We start from the raw sequence: 19,129 nt of genomic DNA, 5'->3' as shown, positions 1-19,129 counted from the left end.
GATTTCCGAAGGTATGAACAGTTAATCGACAGCCTCTTTTTCATCTTTACAGACGAAAAGATGTAGGATTTGTCTACAGCCCCCATCGGCAATCGTCAAGGCTCTGACATAGTACTTGGCGGTTCCACTGTGATAAGCTATAGGTAATCTATAAGGAGGCGATGAGGATGATACAACTATTTCCGGCAGAAACGCGCAGTACGATAGATCTGGGTTGGCTGACAAGCCACCGCAGCTTCTCGTTCGGCGATTATTTCGATCCCGAGAACACGAGTTTCGGGGTTATGCGTGTGTGTAATGATGATGATATCGCGGCTGGGCGGGGCTTTGGGCCACATCCGCATAGCGATATGGAGATCGTCAGCATCGTGCTCAGCGGGCAAATCAAGCATGAAGACAGTCTTGGCCATGTTGCGGTAACGGCTGCCGACGGCGTGCAGCGAATGACTGCAGGCACCGGAGTCGTTCATGCGGAGTACAACGCCTCGGACACGGAACCGCTGAGTCTGCTTCAGTTGTGGTTCATGCCGGCCAAACGGGGGCTTGCGCCGTCTTTTGAGAATGTGACTTACCTGCCTGAGGCGATGCAAAATGCGCTGCTGCCCGTCGTAACGCCGGAAGGCTCCGAGCATGCGGCCAAAATCCATCAGGATATGAGCATCTACTTAAGCCGTTTGGAAGCGGGCAAGGAATTGACCTTTCAGCAGGGGGAGAACCGCCGTCTGTTCCTTTTCGTCATAAGCGGTCAATTGTCAGCGAATGATGCCGTTCTGGGAGCAAAGGATTCGGCCCGGATGGAATTGGAGGCGAACGTTTCTTTTACCGCCATTGAGGACGCACATTTCATGTTAATCGATTTGCCATAAGAAAGGAGGGCTAGGGATGAAAGAAACTTTTCTGGTCAAGCATGCGGTCGGAGGCCGATCATTTATCGATACGGGTAAGCAAGCTTTCCCCTATGAGTGGAAGCAAGAAGGAGACAACTGGGTGTTCAACGTTCAGACGGCGAAGAATGAGATCATTGATGAACTGTTGCGATGGAAAGATGAGCTGAACGTGTTTATTTTTCAAGAGTTTGAAAATGAACCTACACGCAAACTATGGTTCTACGTTAATGAAGGACCCGTCCGTTATGATGACGCCAGCGGGCAATTGATCATAGTTGCACAGTCAAGAATCGAGTACGTACCGGACCAATTTAGTGCTCAAATCTAACATTACAGGGGAGTTGTGTTAGCGGATGAAGGCGATTGTAGTTACAGCGTTTGGCGGGCCGGAATTCATGGCTTATCGGGATCTTGAGATACCGCAAGTCCAATCAGGTCAAGTTTTGATCCGAGTCGAGAAGACAAGTGTCAATTTTGCCGATATTAAGTCCAGATATGGAAAAAAGGGAGCCTCGCTTCCTTTTATCCCAGGGCTCGATGCCGCAGGCGTCATAGAGCAAGTTGGAGCGGATGTCACGCATTTGAAGGCGGGGCAGAGGGTTATTGCTTTCCCGAGCAAGGGGACTTATGCGGAATACGTTGTGGCTGATGCTAATCTCACCTTTGCGCTGCCGGACAGCATCGACTTTGAAACAGCCGCGGCTTGCCCCGTGGTTTCTTTTACTTCGTTTAAACTGCTGGCTGATGTTGCCAGGCTCGAACCGGGCGAGACCGTATTGATTCATGCGGCTGCGGGCGGCATCGGTACGACGGCGATCCAATTGGCGAAATTATTAGGCGCGGGCAGCGTGATTGGCACCGTAGGTCATTCAAAAAAAGTGGACGCTGCGCTTAATGCTGGCGCCGATCATGTTATTAGTCTGGATCAAGAAGACTTTGCCGACAAGGTCAATCGCTTGACCGAGGGGAAGGGGGCCAATGTCATTTTGGACTCCATCGCAGGGAGCATTTCTGAACGAAGCTTGCTGTGCCTGGCTCCATACGGACGACTCGTTCATTTTGGCAACTCCAGCGGAGAAATGGGTCATTTCAAGACACAGGATCTGCACGCCAGCTGCCGCTCGGTGCTTGGATTCAGCTTCGGAACGACACGTGTGCAAAGGCCGCATCTCTTGCAAAACACCGCAGACCGAGTGCTGAACTATATCAGTAAGGGTCAGCTGAAGATGAATATCGGCAAACAGTTTGCTTTGAAAGATGCTGCGCAGGCGCATGAATGGGTGGAAAGCAGGCAAAGCACGGGTAAGGTGCTGATGAATGTCAGGCAACAGTAAGCTTTGTCATGTTGTCATAAAATCTCCGCCATTGACGTGCAGGGTCTCCCCAGTCACATACTTGGAATCATCGCTTGCCAGGTAGACATCTTCTTGGTGTCATTTGATATTCCAAGCCAGGTTGCTGGGTTTGACGCTGTGGAGGGAAGGAGAGGGGTTCTTCCTGACATTTTGTTCGTTTACTGTAATAGGGGTACATTGGATAATTATCCATGGGCGGCCTCAAAATTGGAAATTTATGGTCATTACAAATGTATTCAACGTGAGCCTAGTTGGTTCGAAGCAGCTAGGGCTATTACACCGATACCGATGGGAGTACAAACATGAAAGAACCGGATCGGCTTCTTGAAGAGGCCATATCCTTCATCAAGGATTGCTATCATGAACTAGGTAAGGATCAAGATGCTACAGAAACACGCCTAGCAGAAATTGACCGGCATATTCGCGATAACGGGTATTATGAACACACGACCGAAGAGCTCCAGCATGGCGCGAAAATGGCGTGGCGCAACAGCAACCGCTGCATCGGAAGATTATTTTGGGAAACACTGAAAATTCACGATGCGAGGCATATGGAAACCGAAGAACAAATAGCAGAGGCGCTATTTCAACATATTGAAACCGCTACGAATGGCGGCAAAATTCGTCCAGTTGTCACGATCTTCCCGCCCGCGCTTGAGCCAAAACATGGAGTTCGCATCTGGAACGACCAATTAATCCGCTATGCAGGCTATGAGACGGAGCATGGGGTGCTTGGCGACCCGGCGTCACTTCAAGTGACAAAGCTTTGCCAGTCGCTAGGTTGGAACGGGGCAGGCACTCATTTTGATGTGCTGCCGCTTGTCGTGCAGATTGGGGAGCGGAAGCCGCAGTTGTTTGAAATCCCGGAGCATTTGGTCATGCAAGTGGATATTACGCACCCTGACATTGCGGCGTTCGAAGATTTGCAGCTCAAGTGGTATGCGGTACCGATCGTATCCAATATGCGGCTGCAGATCGGCGGCATCGACTACCCGGCGGCTCCATTTAACGGATGGTATATGGGAACGGAGATTGGAGCGAGAAACTTCGCAGATCAAGCGCGATACGATATGCTGCCGCGTGTGGCTTCCATTATGGGACTGGATACACGGAGAACGGCCTCGCTGTGGAAAGATAAAGCGCTTGTTGAGCTTAACGTGGCGGTTCTGCACTCCTATCAAAAGCAGGGCGTCACGATTGTAGATCATCACACTGCAGCCCAACAGTTTATGCGCTTTGAGGAACGGGAGCAAACGAATGGCCGTGCAGTGACAGGGGATTGGTCCTGGCTGATTCCGCCGCTTTCCCCGGCGACGACGCATATTTTCCACAGCACTTATCACAATGAGGTGAAGGTGCCTAACTTTTTTTACCACAACTGAGAAATGAATGAGGGCATGCCGATTCTTCCTCGGCTATGTTTTTGCATTTGTGCCCGGCATGTTATAGTGGACTTGAACTTGAAGAAGCTGAAGAAAGTAGGGAGTGAACAAATGCTGCAAGAACATGTGCATGCACGTCATTTGGAACAGCTTAGGCTGTTGAAACATATTTTGGATGAAACGGGTTTGCCGACGAATCTGCTGGAGAAATCTGAGGCGATTCCGCTTCATGTACTTATGGCCGGATTTCAGGAAGATAAGAAGGGGCGCGACCGGTTTCTCCATTTCAGCTTTTTGCCGCTCGATGAGGAAGAGACTGCAGCCATCCATCTGCTGCAAATTTACAGTACATTACCATTCCATTTGAATGAGGCGTGCCGCGATGCCGTGGCAGCAGTGCTGCTGGAAATTAATACAAGGCTGCCTATAGGCCACTTCGGCATTAACGAACAGAATGAATTGCATTACCGTTACGTATACAGTGTATCCGCCGCGAAATTGTTCGATAGTGAAGAAATATTGGACATACTTAGCTTGTTCGTCTACATGTGCGACATGTTCGCTGAGCCTGTTGAGCTTGTAGCGAGCGGAGAAGCGGATGCGGACCAGGTGCTGCAATCCATTAGGTAGCATGTGTTTTTAGAATCCCGATTTCATCTGATGGATGAACGGGATTTTTGTTGTCTGAGATCAGGATTATTATTGGGAAAATGATTAGCGCCCCATAGTGCACTAATAAAGAACCGTAAGGCGCTAATATATGGGCGAAACGATCTGATGTAGCAGGAGAGAACAAAAGTCCATAAACTTTGAACATTGTTCGTAGTTTATGGACTTTTGTTCGTTCGGAGCATGAAAGGAGCGATTCTGGCCATCTTTAGCGTCTCCAGAATGCCTTATTTGGGACCTTTGTTCTTAACGACTCGTGAACGCCTTGTGTTGCACCGAACACAAGGCTATCCTAATATAAAATTGCTAGTTATTTGCACTAGAGAGAGCACGTTTTCGCAGCCAAAATCACGGTTACGCTGCTTCTCGTTCTGCTGGGCATCATCGTATTCGGAGCCGGAATATGCTTTTTGATTTTAGCTATAACCACTAAACCTGCGCCTTCCCGGCGCCCAAGCTGTGCGGTGCTTTCAAAGCATACCGCCTGTTCAGCAGGTAGCCGAACAGCGAAGCGAGCGATTGCTGGAACAGCATGCCGAGTACGACTGGAATGGCAACAGGAGCTGGGAAATAGGCGACAGCCAGAACGGCACCGGCGCTGATGTTGCGCATGCCGCCGTTAAAGGTTAGTGCAACGACAATGTCTTCCGGCCAGTGCATCAGCTTGGCGATGAGCCAGCCGAGGACATAGCCCAGCGAGGCTAGGATAAGCACGAACAAGGCTAAACCGAGCAGTTTACCGTTGATGTCGCGCAGATAGGGCGCGATGACGGAACCGTTAATGGCGACGACAATGCCCATCGCGATTTTCGAAAAAGGCCCGAGCCTTCCGCTCCACTGCTCTTTAACTCGGCCACGTGTCAACTGATTGAGAATCATGCCGATCAAGGAAGGCAGCACGATCATGAAAAACAAACCTTTCATCATGGCCAGCGTGTCCATATGTACTTTGGCTCCAACGAGTAGATACATCGTATAAGGGACAACGAATGGGGAGAGCACCGTATCCACCAATATGATCGATAGTGTCAACGCTATATGCCCGCGATAAATAGCTACCCAGACAAAGCTGGTAATGCCTGTAGGGATGGCAGCAGCTAATACGAGGCCGATTATTGTAAAGGAATCGTCGCTATAAACGACATGGCCGAGGCCCATGGCCACAAGCGGCATCATGACATGAAGGATAAGTAAAGTTGCAATTAAAGGGAGCGGCTGAACGACGACCTGCACGAACTCTTTGAAACTGGAGCTGATACTTCCCGAGAAGGTCATAAAGGCAAAAATCCATGGTGACAAGTACGTGTATCCGGATAAATGAGCGCCCAGCAAAACGCCAATGAGAACGCTAATAGGTGTTATAAGGGGCATGATTTTTTCCATTTTTTTGTTCAATTGCGGCAGCATCCAGGAGGACTTCCTCTCTTGAAAATTCATTTCCAACTTGATCCAGTAGTATCTTTGAATTTAGCAGTTTGAAACAAAATATATACAGGGGTGAGAGCGTTGAGTCTAAAATCGAGCTCGCTAAATTCGCTATATCTCACGCAATTTTTAAGCGCCTTTGCGGATAATTTGAACTTTTTTACCACATAAGAATTGATAAGTTCCGAGGTACACGGAAAGACAAATTCTTATTGGCGATAAAAACAACCTTTAAACGCGGTCGCAGTATGTCGTGCTCGCTCCAATCGTAGGTGCGCTTGCTGACCGCAAGGCGAAGACACATGTACTTTTATATGGCAATTTATTCAAAAGCATCGGCATTCTCATGCTGCTCTTCGGCGTGCCCGCCGTGTTTTGTTACTTGGTGCTAGGTATAGGTGCTGTCGTCTACTCGCCGGCCAAATACGGCATTTTGACGGAACTTACAAATAGTGAAGAAGAGCTGCTGCGCGCAAACGCCAAAGTGGAAGGCTCGACGATTTTGGCTATTCTACTCGGTACTGTCGTTGGCGGCTTGCTGGCGGACATTTCCGATACGCTTGGCATTCTTACCTGTCTGACGCTGTACGTGCTATCCCTCTTGTTAACGTGTGCAATTCCCAAGAAAGCGGGCAATCCTCACGTCCAATTCGGCCCGTCTGCCCTGGCGTTCTTCAAGGATCTTCGCATTTTATTCGCCAATCCGAAGGCCAGATTTTCGCTCATCAGCACAGGTGCTCTCTGGCTCAATGCATCCGTGCTGCTTTCGCAGCTTTCTCATGTAAAAAAGTTCAATAAGGCTAATAATCGCCAGCATTCTTCGTTATAGCACAGATTATCAAAAAAGCATGCTAATGATCATTATAATATAAGCGTGACAGGGCACAAGGGGGGAGCGTCATGAATATCGATAAACTATTTTTATAAAAGTCCCCTATTTTCAAGTCAGGGACATCGTGCTATGATGAATAACAATTGAATGTGAATGAATCCCTAGGGGCGCCGAAAGGCTGAGACAGAGTGATCTGAACCCTTTGAACCTGAACTGGGTCATACCAGCGGAGGAAAGTGGAATTTCGAATTTGTTAGGACACCTACGCATGTTTAGTTTACATGTTTAGTATGTGCGGACCTACAACCACTTTTCTTCGGAAAAGTGGTTTTTTTGCGTTTAAAACAAGCGTTGAACAAAAGAGGAGGCGGAGTATGGCGGGCTATGAACTGCACGTGATCTCTGATGGCAAACAAAGCTGGTCGACGATGACGGCCATCGCGCTGGAGATACAGTCCTACGTCACTGCGATTCATATTCGGGAAAAAACAAAGCCGATGAAAGAGATTTTGCGGGGGCTGCAAACGCTGCTGGAAGCGGGTGTTTCACCCAAGGGCATTTATATAAACGGGTACCCGAGTCTAGCGATAGCAGCGAAGCTGGGCGGTGCTCATCTACCGGGCAGCAGCCCGCCGCTTCCCGCTATCCGGGAGATATACTTGGGCTACATTCGAACAGGAATATCCATACATAGCGCCGAGGAAGCATGGCTGCGTGAGCAGGAAGGGGCGGATTACTTGATGTTTGGGCATGTGTTTGCGACTGCTTCGAAGCAAGGATTGCCTCCGAGAGGCATAGAGCAGCTGACGGAAGTGACGGGGAAGGTGAAGGTCCCTGTCATCGCCATCGGAGGGATAACGCCAGATCGGGTAAGGACGGTGCTGGAAGCAGGGGCCACGGGCATAGCTGTTATGAGCGGTATTTGGGAAGCGCAGGATCCGCAGCAAGCGGCGAAGGTATATGCAGATGAAATGAGAAGGTACGGAGGTGAGGGGCGTGGATCGATTGAGCAAAAAGAGTTCTAATGTGCGTTCTTCAGAAGTTATCGTCGTGGGAGGCGGCGTCATTGGCTGCTCTATCGCATATCACCTGGCAGGGCGTGGTCAGGCGGTCACCGTACTGGAGCGAGGCAGAACAGGTTCGGAAGCGTCTGCAGCTGCAGCCGGTATGCTCGGTGCGCAGTCCGAGATGGAGGACACGGGGCTGCTGTTCCAATGGGCCCGGCGCAGCAGGGCCATGTTCCCGCAGCTGGCCGAGGAACTGAAGGCACTCACGGGCATCGGCATCGGCCTCGTCCGTGAAGGGCTCTTGAACGTCGCGCTCACGGACGTTCAAGAAGAGGAGCTGCGCGCCCGCGAGAAGCTTCAACGCGCAGCGGGCGAGCAGGCCGAGTGGCTGAGCGCAGCCGCAGCCGCCCGGCTGGAGCCGGCCTTGAGCCAGGCCGTGCGCGGAGCGCTCTACCTGCCGGACGACGGGCAGGTGGAGGCGCCGCTGCTGGCTCAGGCGTTCGCGCAAGCAGCCCGTATCCTGGGAGCGAATGTGCAGGAATTCGCTCAAGTGCAGAAGCTGCTCACGGAGCAGGGCAAGGCCATCGGCGTCATGACGAGCGACGGCCCGATCTATGGCGATCGCGTAATCGTCGCGTCGGGTACATGGAGCGGGCAGCTCCTGGCCGATGTAGGCGTAGAGCTGCCGGTGTACCCCGTGAAGGGCGAGTGCTTTTCCGTTTTGACGCCGAAGCCCGTGCTGAGCAAGACCCTGTTCACGCCAGGGTGCTATATCGTGCCGAAAGCAGGCGGCAGGCTGCTGGTCGGCGCAACGGTCCAGCCCGGCAGCTACGACCGGAAGGTGTCGCTGGCCGGTTTGGCTGAGCTGATGGAGCGGGCGAAGCTGCTGATGCCTTCCATTGCCGAGACGGAGTGGGAGAAGGCGTGGTCGGGTCTGCGTCCTCAGACGCCGGACGGTTTGCCGTACATCGGCATGGTGCCTGAGGTCGAGGGACTGTATGCGGCTTATGGCCATTACCGCAACGGAATTTTGCTCAGTCCGATAACCGGTAAGGTGATGGCCGACCTGATATTGGGGGATGACAGCGAGCAAGAGGCGGATACTCAATTGGAGTTGGACTTAGAGCCGACCCGCCAAGAGCCTCAACTTAAGCCGTGGCTCGATGCTTTTTGCCCGGATCTGTCGGGGCACTCGAAGCGGGCCGGACATCGTGGTCAGGGGCCTACTAAGCAAGAGCAGGGCCGAGAAGTAGGAAAGGAGCTGCACATCATTGAAGCTGCACATTAACGGACAAACGGTTGACGTACCGGATTCCGTCACGACAGTTACGGAGCTGCTGGAGCATTTTGAGCTGACCGGTAAAATGCTTGTTGTCGAGCTTAACCAGTCGATTCTGCAAAAAGAAGATCACGCGCAAGCAGCGTTAGCTGAAGGATATAAAATCGAAATCGTACATTTTGTCGGAGGAGGCTAAATTTATGTTGAAAATCGGTTCTTACGAGTTTCGTTCACGTCTTTTGCTCGGTACGGGGAAATTCCCGAATTTTGAAATTCAAAAGCAAGCCGTAGATGTCAGTGAATCGCAGATTCTGACGTTCGCGGTGCGTAGAATGAATATTTTTGAGGCGAGCCAGCCGAATTTCTTGTCTATGCTGGACGTATCGCAGTTCACGCTGCTGCCGAATACGGCGGGCGCAAAGACGGCGGAAGAAGCCGTGCGCATTGCGAAGCTGGCAAAGGCATCTGGGCTGTGCGACATGATTAAAGTCGAAGTCATCGGAGATGACAAGACGCTGCTGCCCGATCCGATCGAAACGCTGAAAGCATCGGAAATGCTTTTGAAAGAAGGTTTCATCGTGCTGCCGTACACCTCGGATGACGTCTTGCTTGCTAAACGACTGCAAGAACTGGGCGTACACGCCATCATGCCGGGAGCATCGCCGATCGGTACGGGGCAAGGGATTATCAATCCTTTGAACCTAAGCTTCATTATCGAACAGGCGACGGTGCCCGTTATTGTGGATGCAGGGATCGGCGCCCCTTCGGATGCAGCGCTCGCGATGGAGATGGGAGCTGACGGCGTGCTGCTGAACACAGCGGTATCGGGTGCGAAGGATCCGGTGAAAATGGCGCTCGCGATGAAACTCGCCATCGAAGCGGGACGCGCAGGCTTCGAAGCGGGTCGCATTCCGAAGAAGCGATATGCATCGGCTAGCAGCCCGATGGAAGGGTTTAGTCGCGCTTAGGAGGATCGTCTGAGCAAAGAGAGAGCATACCACATACCCTAATGCTACCCGTATCATTTGCCAGGTAATCGCAGGAGCGGTATGCACTGGATTTCGTACAATGGATCGAAGATGCCTACGGTTTTTTGCCTACTACACTGGAAAATATCCAATAAAATCAAGGAAATATTGGCGAAAGGGGCTCGTATTTCTAAATCTATTGGAGAATATCCAACAGTCGAGCCTTTATTGTTGTTGAACAGCTTATTTTATTGGATGAAATCCAATGAGTAGCTCCCCGTGGCGCTTATTCAAGACTCTGCACGTGCATTAGAAACGATAGATTTAAACATTCCATGAAAAGGGGGGAGAAGATGGCGATTTTCAAAGCATTGACGATCGCCGGCTCCGACAGCGGAGGCGGGGCGGGGATACAGGCAGACCTCAAGACGTTCCAAGAACTTGACGTTTATGGCATGTCAGCGATAACCGCCGTGACCGCCCAAAATACGCTGGGTGTACAGGGCGTCTACCCGATGAGCGCTGAAGCGATCGAGCGTCAATTAATATCCATTGGTGAAGACCTTCCTCCGGATGCATTAAAAACCGGCATGCTGTTCAGCGGTGAAATTATTGGGACGGTAGCTGCCGCAATTAAAAGATTCGGCTGGGAGCAAGTTGTCGTTGATCCGGTGATGATTGCCAAAGGTGGAGCTTCGCTGCTGCAGCAGGAAGCGGTCGATACGATGATCGATGTTCTGCTTCCGCTGGCAACCGTTGTAACGCCTAATATCCCGGAGGCTGAGGCACTTAGCGGGTTAACCATCACCGACTTGGGTACGCGCCAGTTGGCGGCGAAGCGTATCCATCAATATGGCTGCAAACAGGTGATAATCAAAGGCGGTCATGATGAGGCGAATGCCGATTATGCGACAGACTTGCTGTACGATGGCGAGACGTTTACGGAATTTACATCGCAGCGGTTGGCGACCCGGCATACGCATGGCACCGGCTGCACGTTTGCGGCGGCGCTGACTGCAGGACTCGCGCAAGGATTCACGATCAAGAAAGCGGTACAATTGGCCAAACAATTCATCCATGCCGCAATCGCGGAGCCGCTTCATCTCGGCGGTGGGCATGGGCCGACGAATCATTGGGCTTACGGGCGTCGGCTGCGAGAGCGGAACGAACAAGTAAGCAGAGACGGAGCTCGGGAGGATGCGGGGCGTGGCGGATTCCACGAGGCCGATTCGAATAACGACCTGCACGTCCAGACGCGAGGTGTGTTATGAATAGCGAACAGCTGCGGCAAGCACTGCGCTTATATTTGGTCATGGGCAGTCCGAACTGTGCCGGGGCTGACCCGTATGCAGTGCTGGAGGCCGCCATCGAAGGCGGCATCACGATGTTTCAGTTCCGCGAGAAAGGCGCCGGCGCCCTGCAGGGGCAGGCGCGGCTCGAGCTGGGCGCCCGGCTGCGCCGGCTGTGCGCGCAGCGGGGCGTACCGTTCATCGTGAACGACGATGAACGGCTCGCTCTAGAGCTTGAGGCCGATGGCATCCACATCGGCCAAGAGGACGCGCCAGCCGCCGCCGTGCGCGAGCGGCTGCAAGGCAAGATCGTGGGCGTCTCGGCCCACGATCTTGCCGAAGCCCAGTCGGCGCTGGCCGCAGGCGCCGACTACCTGGGCGTCGGGCCCCAATACGCCACGCGCACGAAGCTCGATGCGCGTGAGGTCCGGGGGCCCGCAATGATCGAGCGGATGCGCGCCGGCGGCATCCGCTTGCCGCTCGTCGGCATCGGAGGCATCGATGCCGTGAACGCCCCCGCCGTCATCCGCGCAGGCGCGGACGGCGTCGCCGTAGTGAGCGCGATCAGTCAGGCGCGCTCACCGCGCGAGGCAGCAGCCGAGCTATTATCTACAATAACCATGGGAGTGATTCATAATGACAACAAATTCAAAGGTTAACGATAAAGTTAATGACGTTAAAATTTCCGCATTTCCAGGCAGCCGCAAAGTATATGTGCAGGGCTCCAGACCCGATATCAAAGTGCCGATGAGGGAAATTGCCCTCAGTCCTACGACGAATATGTTCGGTCAAGAGGAGGCCAATGAACCGGTCCGGGTTTATGATACAAGCGGGCACTATACTGATGTCGAGCAGCAAACCGATATCCGCAGAGGGCTTCCGGCCAACCGATTGCCATGGATTGAAGAACGGGGCGATGTCGAATCCTATGTCGGCCGTGAAGTGAAGCCTGAGGACAACGGATTATCGTCTCCGGAAGCGAAGGGCGCCGCTGAAGTGTTCCCGGGCCTTCACCGCAGACCGCTGCGTGCCAAACCCGGTCACAATGTGACCCAGATGCATTACGCCCGACGTGGCATCATTACGCCGGAAATGGAGTACATTGCCATACGCGAGAATTTGAAGCCCGAATTCGTTCGTGACGAAGTCGCCAAAGGCCGTGCCATTATTCCTTCTAATATTAATCATCCGGAAAGCGAGCCGATGATCATCGGACGTAACTTCCTCGTGAAGATCAATGCCAACATCGGTAACTCGGCAGTTGCTTCTTCTATTGAAGAAGAAGTGGAGAAAATGACGTGGGCAACCCGCTGGGGCGCAGACACGATCATGGATCTGTCGACCGGCAAAAACATACATACCACGCGCGAATGGATCATCCGCAACTCGCCGGTGCCTGTAGGAACCGTACCGCTGTATCAGGCGCTGGAAAAAGTAAACGGCAAAGCCGAAGACCTCACATGGGAAGTGTATCGGGATACGCTGATTGAGCAAGCCGAGCAGGGTGTCAGCTATTTCACGATTCATGCAGGCGTGTTGCTTCGCTATATCCCGATGACAGCGAAACGGGTGACCGGCATTGTTTCCCGTGGCGGCTCGATTATGGCGGCCTGGTGTCTCGCGCATCACAAAGAGAACTTCCTTTATACGCATTTCGAGGATATTTGCGAAATCATGAAAACCTACGATGTCGCCTTCTCCCTCGGCGACGGATTGCGCCCCGGCTCGATCGCCGACGCGAATGACGAAGCCCAATTCGCCGAGTTGGAAACGCTCGGCGAGCTGACCGAGATCGCTTGGCGTCATGACGTCCAAGTGATGGTGGAAGGGCCGGGTCATGTACCGATGCACATGATCAAGGAAAACATGGACCGTCAGCTTGATGTCTGCAAAGAGGCGCCATTCTACACGCTGGGACCGCTGACGACCGATATTGCGCCGGGCTACGACCACATCACCTCCGCCATCGGGGCGGCGATGATCGGGTGGTTCGGCACGGCGATGCTGTGCTACGTGACGCCGAAGGAGCATCTCGGCCTCCCGAACAAGAACGACGTCCGGGAAGGCGTCGTCACGTACAAGATCGCTGCGCACGCCGCCGATCTGGCCAAAGGCCATCCGGGCGCGCAAATCCGCGACAACGCGCTGTCGAAGGCGCGCTTTGAGTTCCGCTGGCGCGACCAGTTCAACCTGTCGCTTGATCCGGAGCGCGCGATCGAGTACCACGATGAGACGCTGCCGGCCGAGGGCGCCAAGACAGCGCATTTTTGCTCGATGTGCGGACCGAAGTTTTGCTCCATGCGCATTACGCAGGACATTAGGCAGTACGCGCATGCGCAGGGGCTTGAAGAAGAAGCTTCGCTGAATAGCGGTATGGAAGAGAAGGCCAAGGAATTCCGCGAAGCCGGAAGCCAAATTTATAGTTGATTTATCCTGGGGCGTTTCTGTCTAAAGTGGTGACAGAAACGCCCCTTTTTGCTACCATAGAGAAAAGCTATCCTTCGTTAACCCTTTAAAGCGTTGAATGGAGTATGTGAGAAATCATATTCTACATATAAATGCGCAATTGACATGTTTACTTTTTCGCATTATGATACGGTTAAAAAGATTTGACCGTTGTCTAATTAAATTCATTTTAGAGAGAAAGAATGAACCGATAGCCGTATCGTATACGGGTCTATGGGTAATTAGAGGGAGGTCGGGTCCATGATGAAGCCGCAGCCGATTTATATCATTGAAGATCTTGAACAACTGAAAACGGTGAGTGATCCACTTCGCGCCAAGGTGCTGCAATTTTTAATCGAGAAAGCGTATACCGGCCAGCAGTTGGCTAAACTATTAGGTATGGCGCGTGCCAAGGTGCATTATCATTTGAATGAACTGGAAAAACACAGCGTCATCACAGTTGTGCGTACGGAGCTGAAAAACGGTATCGTTCAAAAGTTTTACCGTGCCGTCGCTCGCGGTTTCGTACCAAGTGAAAAACTGCTCCCTTACGCGTCCGAGGTAGAGAATTACTACCGGGAAAGAACGTTAAGCGTACTTGCAAATGCTAGACGCAGAGCGATCACTGCACCTGAAGAGGCGTTCCAGATTCCATCTTCAGACCGTTCGCAGTGGCCCATCATCATGACTCAGGTCGAAGTTAAAATGAGCAAGGAAAAATATGCGGAATGGCTCAGAAAGTTTCGCGCTTTGATTTACGAACTCGATTCACAGCAGGAAGAGAATGGGGAATGGTTTTATTTGACTACGGTCGGCTTCCAGACGAATGAGCCGTCTTTTGACCCCGTTGATGAAGAAGAGGAGAGATAAAGATGCTGGATCCAAGACTTACGAAGCTTGCAGATGTGCTTGTGAATTATTCTGTGAAAGCTGAGCCCGGTGAAAATATTTTGATCGAAGCCTATGGCATCGATTCCGCTTTGGTCAAAGAACTCGTGAAGAAAGTCCACGAAGCGGGCGCTCATCCTTATGTCAATCTGCGCGACCATTCCGTTATGCGCGGACTCATCATGAACAGCACGGAAGCGCAAATGCAAACTTGGGCTGATTTTGATGCTTTTCAAATGAAACAGATGCAAGGTTACATAGGCGTGCGCGGCGGCCTCAATAGCTATGAATTGTCCGATATTCCTGCGGATCGCATGAAGCTCTATAATTCAATTTACTATCAACAAGTTCATTTTGACGTCCGTATTAAGGATACCCGGTGGGTCGTTCTTCGCTATCCGACGCCTTCAATGGCGCAGCTGGCCAGCATGAGCACAGACGCATTCGAGGAATTCTACTTCAATGTATGCACAATGGACTACGGCAAAATGTCGAAGGCTATGGATGCGCTCAAAGCGCTGATGGATCGCACGGATAAAGTACGTCTGGTTGGTCCGGGTACTGATCTGACGTTCTCGATCAAAGGCATCGGCAGCATCAAATGCGGCGGTGAAATGAATATCCCGGATGGCGAAGTCTATTCGGCGCCTGTACGGGATTCCGTTAACGGCGTGATCAGCTTCAATACGCCGACTCCGCATGACGGCTTTATTTTCGAGAACATTCGTCTTGAATTCCAAAATGGTAAAATCGTGAATGCAACAGCTAACGATACGGCCCGCATTAATGAGATTTTCGATATGGATGAAGGCGCTCGCTACGTAGGCGAATTCGCGATTGGCGTGAATCCGTTCATCCAGCATCCGATGAAAGATACGCTGTTCGATGAGAAAATCGATGGCAGCTTCCACTTCACGCCAGGCAATTGCTACGACGATGCGTACAACGGCAACAAATCCTCGCTGCACTGGGATATCGTCAACATTCAGCGCCCGGAATACGGCGGCGGCGAAATTTGGTTCGACGACGTGCTGATTCGCAAGGATGGCATCTTCGTTCTGCCGGAGCTGCTGCAGCTGAATCCGGAGAATTTAAAATAGGATATAGAATAAGACAGTTCCCAGAGGTCGGTTGTGACATTCGGGGCTGTCTTTTTTTATTCTTTTTTGTTCAGAATGTTTAGATCCTTTATAGAACTTAATCGCAAGTGCACAGCTGCAGAGGTGTTTTTCATCGTTACAGGGGCGAGTGGGAAATGAAGTCGTGTCTCTAACGATGTTTTGGACACTTACAGACGAAGAAAAAAGCAGTTTTGTGCGCTGAGCGAAGCTGGAAAGATGTTTTTTATCGTAAGAGGCATGTGGGAGGGTGCAATCGTGGCTATAACGATATTTTTCATCTTTCCAGACGAGAAGATGGCGGATTGACAAGACAATACGGCTTTTCTGAGGTGCTGGCGCAACCTCTGTGAAATAAACATGTCACAAAAGTGAAGCCTATTCAGTCTTAAGTTGTTGAATCGGAATTGTATGAGGAGGACGTCTAAAAATGAAAATACTAGTTGCAGGTGCGAGCGGCGCAGTCGGCAGATCGTTACTGCCGCTTCTGGTTGAGGCAGGGCATGAAGTGGTGGGCATGACACGCAATCCGGCCTATGTAGAACGGCTTCAGTCCGTGGGTGTTCAACCAGTACTCGTCGATGTTTTAGATCGCGAAGCTGTATTTGCAGCTCTCCAGGAGACGAAGCCGCAAACCGTAATTCATCAACTCACTTCGTTAAGTGTCAGGAATTTCGCCGATAATGCCAGAATTCGAATCGAAGGGACGCGAAATCTTGTAGACGCTGCACAATCGGTCGGGGTGCGTCGGATGATCGCGCAGAGTATCTCTTGGGCTTACGTACCGGGCGATGGGCCGGCTACAGAAGAGGAAGCGTTGGATTTAGATGCTCCAGCGCCCAGACAACAGACTGTTCAAGGGATACAGGCACTCGAACAGACGGTCGCTGACATGCCGGAATATGTTATCCTTCGCTATGGCTTGTTTTACGGACCTGGCACCTGGTATGCGCCCTCCGGGTTCATGGCTGAACAGGTGAGAAATCAAGGATTGCCTGAAACGGACGGCATCAGCTCATTTATTCATGTGGATGACGCTGCGCGTGCCGCTTATCTTGCGTTGAACTGGCCAACAGGCCCCGTTAACATCGTGGATAATGAACCGGCCCATGGAACGGAGTGGCTGCCGATTTATGCTGCGGCTATCGGTGCTCCGAAACCGCAAGCTCAAGTACCGGGCCAGCGATGGGAAAGAGGGGCCTCAAACGCGAAAGCCAGAGAACAATATGGTTGGGAGCCTCTTTACCCCTCCTGGCGCGTAGGCTTTAGGGACGTTCTTGGATAAGTGTTCTTTAAGGGCCCGATAAGGATCTCAATTCAAAAAATAAAGGCTGTTCTCAGTAGACTTGCTACTGAAACAGCCTATTATTTTTGATAGACAACGTCTCTCATTGGAAATTGTACAATAGAATGTCTACCATAATGGGGAATAAGGATGGTCATTGGAAATCATACAATTAATGAGGGAAATCTCCATTAGAGTAAGTCTATTTGGCTCAATCTACTGTATAAAATCCAATGGAATACCCCCATCATTCCTCAGATCAGCCATTTTTACTGTACAAAATCCAATGAGGAGCGATACAACTCTATTGTCCTACTTCTAAAGAAAGTTATTTTAACCGGTTTTGCCGTTAATCTCCTCTTTCACTTGTTCAACAATCGCTTGGATACTTATCGATCCGAGGTCGCCTTCCCCGCGCTTTCGGACAGAGACGTTGCCAGCCAATTTCTCGCTTTCGCCGATTACGAACATGTAAGGCACCTTTTCAAGCTGAGCCTCCCGAATTTTGTACCCCAGCTTTTCGTTGCGAGCGTCCACTTCGACGCGAATCCCCTCGATTTCCAGCTGTTTTTTCACCTGATACGCATAATCCAGGTAATTCTCGGAAACAGGCAGTATCTTCGCCTGAACGGGTGCGAGCCATAGCGGAAATGTACCTGCAAAATGTTCAGTGATAATCCCCATGAAGCGATCGATGGAGCCATATACCGCACGATGGATCACGACGGGACGATGTTTCATGTTGTCTTCGCCGATATAGGAGAGATCGAATTTCTCCGGCATTTGGAAGTCCAATTGGATTGTCCCGCACTGCCAGCTTCGTTTTAGCGCATCTAGAATATGAAAATCGATCTTGGGGCCGTAAAATGAGCCATCGCCTTCATTTATTCGATAGGAGATGCCGCGCTTCTCCAGCACGTTTTGTAAAGCTTGCTCTGCTTGTGCCCATAACGCTTCCGAACCCATAAAGTCTTCCGGACGAGTAGACAGCTCAATCTTATAGTCGAAGCCGAATACCTGATAGACATGGTCGATCAGTTCAATAACCCGGCCAATTTCTTCTTCGATCTGGTCAGGGCGTACGAACAAGTGAGCATCATCCTGACAAAATGTACGGACACGCATCATGCCGTTCAACGCTCCGGAAAATTCGTGCCTGTGCACTTGGCCAAACTCCGCGATGCGGAGAGGCAGCTCGCGATAGGAGCGAAGACGGTTTTTGAAAATCAGCATATGGCCGGGGCAGTTCATAGGCTTAAGGGCGAATTTTGTACTATCCACATCGGTGAAATACATGTTGTCTTTGTAGTGGTCCCAATGTCCGGATTGCTCCCAGAGCTGGTTATTCATCATCAGCGGCGTGCGAACTTCCTCATAATCGCGTTGTCGTTGCAGATCGCGTGCGAAGTTTTCAAGTTCCGTCCGGATTGTCATTCCCTTTGGAAGGTAGAAGGGCATGCCGGGCGCTTCTTCCGAGAACATGAACAGTTCCAATTCCTTGCCAAGCTTGCGGTGGTCCCGTTTTTTGGCTTCTTCAAGCAGATGCAAATGCTCCTCAAGTTGAGCTTGTTTAGGAAAAGCAGTGCCATAAATACGCTGCAGCATTTGGTTGTTAGCATCGCCGCGCCAATAAGCGCCGGCCACGTTTAACAGCTTAAATGCTTTGATTCTGCCTGTCGACGGCAGATGCGGGCCGCGGCAAAGGTCAATGAACTCGCCTTGCTCATAGAGAGTGATGACGGCCTCAACAGGCAGGTCGCGGATGAGTTCGACCTTTAGCGGTTCTTCGAGCTTCTCGAACTTGGCGATAGCCTCAGCACGACTGACCACATGTCTTACGATCGGCAGGTTCTCCTGGACGATGTTGGCCATTTCCTTTTCAATGGCGGCGAGATCATCAACCGAGAGTGGCTTTTCAATATCGATATCATAATAGAATCCGTCTTCAATAACCGGTCCGATGCCAAGTTTAACGGATTGATGCCCATAAATGCGCTTAATGGCTTGAGCCATGAGATGTGCCGTACTATGACGGTAGATCTCTAATCCTTCCTTGCTGTCCAGTGTGACGATTTCGATGCGGCTGTCTTGATGAACCGGCTGAATCAGATCAACGGTTTTACCGTCAAGTTTGCCGGCAACAGCCTGTTTTCTCAGCCCGGTGCTAATGGACTCCGCTATTTGCTCGATTGTGGTGCCTTGCTTATACCTCCGTATTGTTCCATCGGGTAAAATGACATTGATCTCCATGTTCCAGCCTCCATTTCTTCTTTGTTCATGATTATTTTTGAACGCAAAAA

The 19,129-nt window shown here is 51.3% G+C and carries 18 protein-coding genes and 1 riboswitch; of the genes, 16 read left to right on the top strand and 2 right to left on the bottom strand.

Annotation, left to right across the window (positions count from 1 at the left end; all coding sequences use genetic code 11):
- Nucleotides 1–167: 167 nt before the first annotated feature.
- The 5 genes from ACFQZT_RS16300 (at nucleotide 168) to ACFQZT_RS16280 (ending at nucleotide 4,254) form a co-directional block, all read left to right on the top strand.
- Nucleotides 168–866 (top strand): pirin family protein, encoded by a 699-nt coding sequence (locus ACFQZT_RS16300; RefSeq protein ID WP_379301670.1) that lies wholly within the window; start codon nucleotides 168–170, stop codon nucleotides 864–866.
- Nucleotides 867–882: 16 nt separating this feature from the next.
- A complete protein-coding gene (locus ACFQZT_RS16295) occupies nucleotides 883–1,215 on the top strand; it encodes a hypothetical protein (protein ID WP_379301668.1) in 333 nt (110 codons plus the stop codon).
- Nucleotides 1,216–1,240: 25 nt separating this feature from the next.
- Nucleotides 1,241–2,221 carry a quinone oxidoreductase family protein gene (locus tag ACFQZT_RS16290; RefSeq protein ID WP_379301666.1) on the top strand — a complete coding sequence of 327 codons (981 nt, stop codon included), beginning with the start codon at nucleotides 1,241–1,243 and terminating at the stop codon, nucleotides 2,219–2,221.
- Nucleotides 2,222–2,544: 323 nt separating this feature from the next.
- Complete coding sequence (locus ACFQZT_RS16285) at nucleotides 2,545–3,624, top strand: nitric oxide synthase oxygenase (RefSeq protein ID WP_379301664.1); 1,080 nt, start codon at nucleotides 2,545–2,547, stop codon at nucleotides 3,622–3,624.
- A gap of 111 nt (nucleotides 3,625–3,735) precedes the next feature.
- Nucleotides 3,736–4,254 carry a YbjN domain-containing protein gene (locus ACFQZT_RS16280; RefSeq protein ID WP_379301662.1) on the top strand — a complete coding sequence of 173 codons (519 nt, stop codon included), beginning with the start codon at nucleotides 3,736–3,738 and terminating at the stop codon, nucleotides 4,252–4,254.
- Nucleotides 4,255–4,722: 468 nt separating this feature from the next.
- Here ACFQZT_RS16280 and ACFQZT_RS16275 read toward each other — a convergent pair whose 3' ends face one another.
- Nucleotides 4,723–5,700 carry a bile acid:sodium symporter family protein gene (locus ACFQZT_RS16275; protein ID WP_379301660.1) on the bottom strand — a complete coding sequence of 326 codons (978 nt, stop codon included), beginning with the start codon at nucleotides 5,698–5,700 and terminating at the stop codon, nucleotides 4,723–4,725.
- 271 nt (nucleotides 5,701–5,971) lie between these two features.
- Here ACFQZT_RS16275 and ACFQZT_RS16270 point away from each other — a divergent pair, with 271 nt between their 5' ends.
- From ACFQZT_RS16270 to ACFQZT_RS16220, 11 genes are all read left to right on the top strand, one after another.
- Nucleotides 5,972–6,547 (top strand): MFS transporter, encoded by a 576-nt coding sequence (locus ACFQZT_RS16270; RefSeq protein ID WP_379301658.1) that lies wholly within the window; start codon nucleotides 5,972–5,974, stop codon nucleotides 6,545–6,547.
- A gap of 156 nt (nucleotides 6,548–6,703) precedes the next feature.
- Nucleotides 6,704–6,802, top strand: a riboswitch (TPP riboswitch).
- Between the two features lie 122 nt (nucleotides 6,803–6,924).
- Nucleotides 6,925–7,575, top strand: coding sequence for a thiamine phosphate synthase (locus tag ACFQZT_RS16265; protein ID WP_379301656.1), 651 nt, complete (start codon nucleotides 6,925–6,927; stop codon nucleotides 7,573–7,575).
- Nucleotides 7,547–8,845 carry a glycine oxidase ThiO gene (gene thiO, locus ACFQZT_RS16260; protein ID WP_379301654.1) on the top strand — a complete coding sequence of 433 codons (1,299 nt, stop codon included), beginning with the start codon at nucleotides 7,547–7,549 and terminating at the stop codon, nucleotides 8,843–8,845. The genes ACFQZT_RS16265 and thiO overlap by 29 nt, the downstream gene beginning before the upstream one ends.
- Nucleotides 8,829–9,032 carry a sulfur carrier protein ThiS gene (thiS, locus tag ACFQZT_RS16255; RefSeq protein ID WP_379301652.1) on the top strand — a complete coding sequence of 68 codons (204 nt, stop codon included), beginning with the start codon at nucleotides 8,829–8,831 and terminating at the stop codon, nucleotides 9,030–9,032. Before thiO ends, thiS begins: the two co-directional genes overlap by 17 nt.
- Before the next feature lie 4 nt (nucleotides 9,033–9,036).
- Nucleotides 9,037–9,804 carry a thiazole synthase gene (locus ACFQZT_RS16250; protein WP_379301650.1) on the top strand — a complete coding sequence of 256 codons (768 nt, stop codon included), beginning with the start codon at nucleotides 9,037–9,039 and terminating at the stop codon, nucleotides 9,802–9,804.
- 353 nt (nucleotides 9,805–10,157) lie between these two features.
- On the top strand, nucleotides 10,158–11,075 hold the full coding sequence (thiD, locus tag ACFQZT_RS16245) for a bifunctional hydroxymethylpyrimidine kinase/phosphomethylpyrimidine kinase (RefSeq protein ID WP_379301648.1): 918 nt from the start codon (nucleotides 10,158–10,160) through the stop codon (nucleotides 11,073–11,075).
- Entirely contained in the window at nucleotides 11,072–11,752 is a 681-nt protein-coding gene (gene thiE / locus ACFQZT_RS16240; RefSeq protein ID WP_379301646.1) for a thiamine phosphate synthase, read from the top strand. Before thiD ends, thiE begins: the two co-directional genes overlap by 4 nt.
- Nucleotides 11,730–13,520 carry a phosphomethylpyrimidine synthase ThiC gene (gene thiC, locus ACFQZT_RS16235; RefSeq protein WP_379301644.1) on the top strand — a complete coding sequence of 597 codons (1,791 nt, stop codon included), beginning with the start codon at nucleotides 11,730–11,732 and terminating at the stop codon, nucleotides 13,518–13,520. Before thiE ends, thiC begins: the two co-directional genes overlap by 23 nt.
- 279 nt (nucleotides 13,521–13,799) lie before the next feature.
- Nucleotides 13,800–14,408, top strand: coding sequence for an ArsR/SmtB family transcription factor (locus ACFQZT_RS16230; protein WP_379301642.1), 609 nt, complete (start codon nucleotides 13,800–13,802; stop codon nucleotides 14,406–14,408).
- Nucleotides 14,409–14,410: 2 nt separating this feature from the next.
- Nucleotides 14,411–15,526, top strand: a complete 1,116-nt coding sequence (locus ACFQZT_RS16225; protein ID WP_379301640.1) for an aminopeptidase — start codon at nucleotides 14,411–14,413, stop codon at nucleotides 15,524–15,526.
- Between the two features lie 448 nt (nucleotides 15,527–15,974).
- Nucleotides 15,975–16,829, top strand: a complete 855-nt coding sequence (locus ACFQZT_RS16220; protein WP_379301638.1) for an NAD-dependent epimerase/dehydratase family protein — start codon at nucleotides 15,975–15,977, stop codon at nucleotides 16,827–16,829.
- 333 nt (nucleotides 16,830–17,162) lie between these two features.
- Here the strand turns inward: ACFQZT_RS16220 and thrS are convergent, their stop codons facing one another.
- Nucleotides 17,163–19,079 carry a threonine--tRNA ligase gene (gene thrS, locus ACFQZT_RS16215; RefSeq protein ID WP_379301636.1) on the bottom strand — a complete coding sequence of 639 codons (1,917 nt, stop codon included), beginning with the start codon at nucleotides 19,077–19,079 and terminating at the stop codon, nucleotides 17,163–17,165.
- Nucleotides 19,080–19,129 lie beyond the last annotated feature (50 nt).

The organism is Paenibacillus sp. GCM10027628 (assembly GCF_042676385.1).
In the GTDB taxonomy this organism is placed as follows: domain Bacteria; phylum Bacillota; class Bacilli; order Paenibacillales; family NBRC-103111; genus Paenibacillus_E.
The sequence above is the reverse complement of the archived record's forward strand: the minus strand, read 5'-3'. Positions and strand labels throughout refer to the sequence as shown.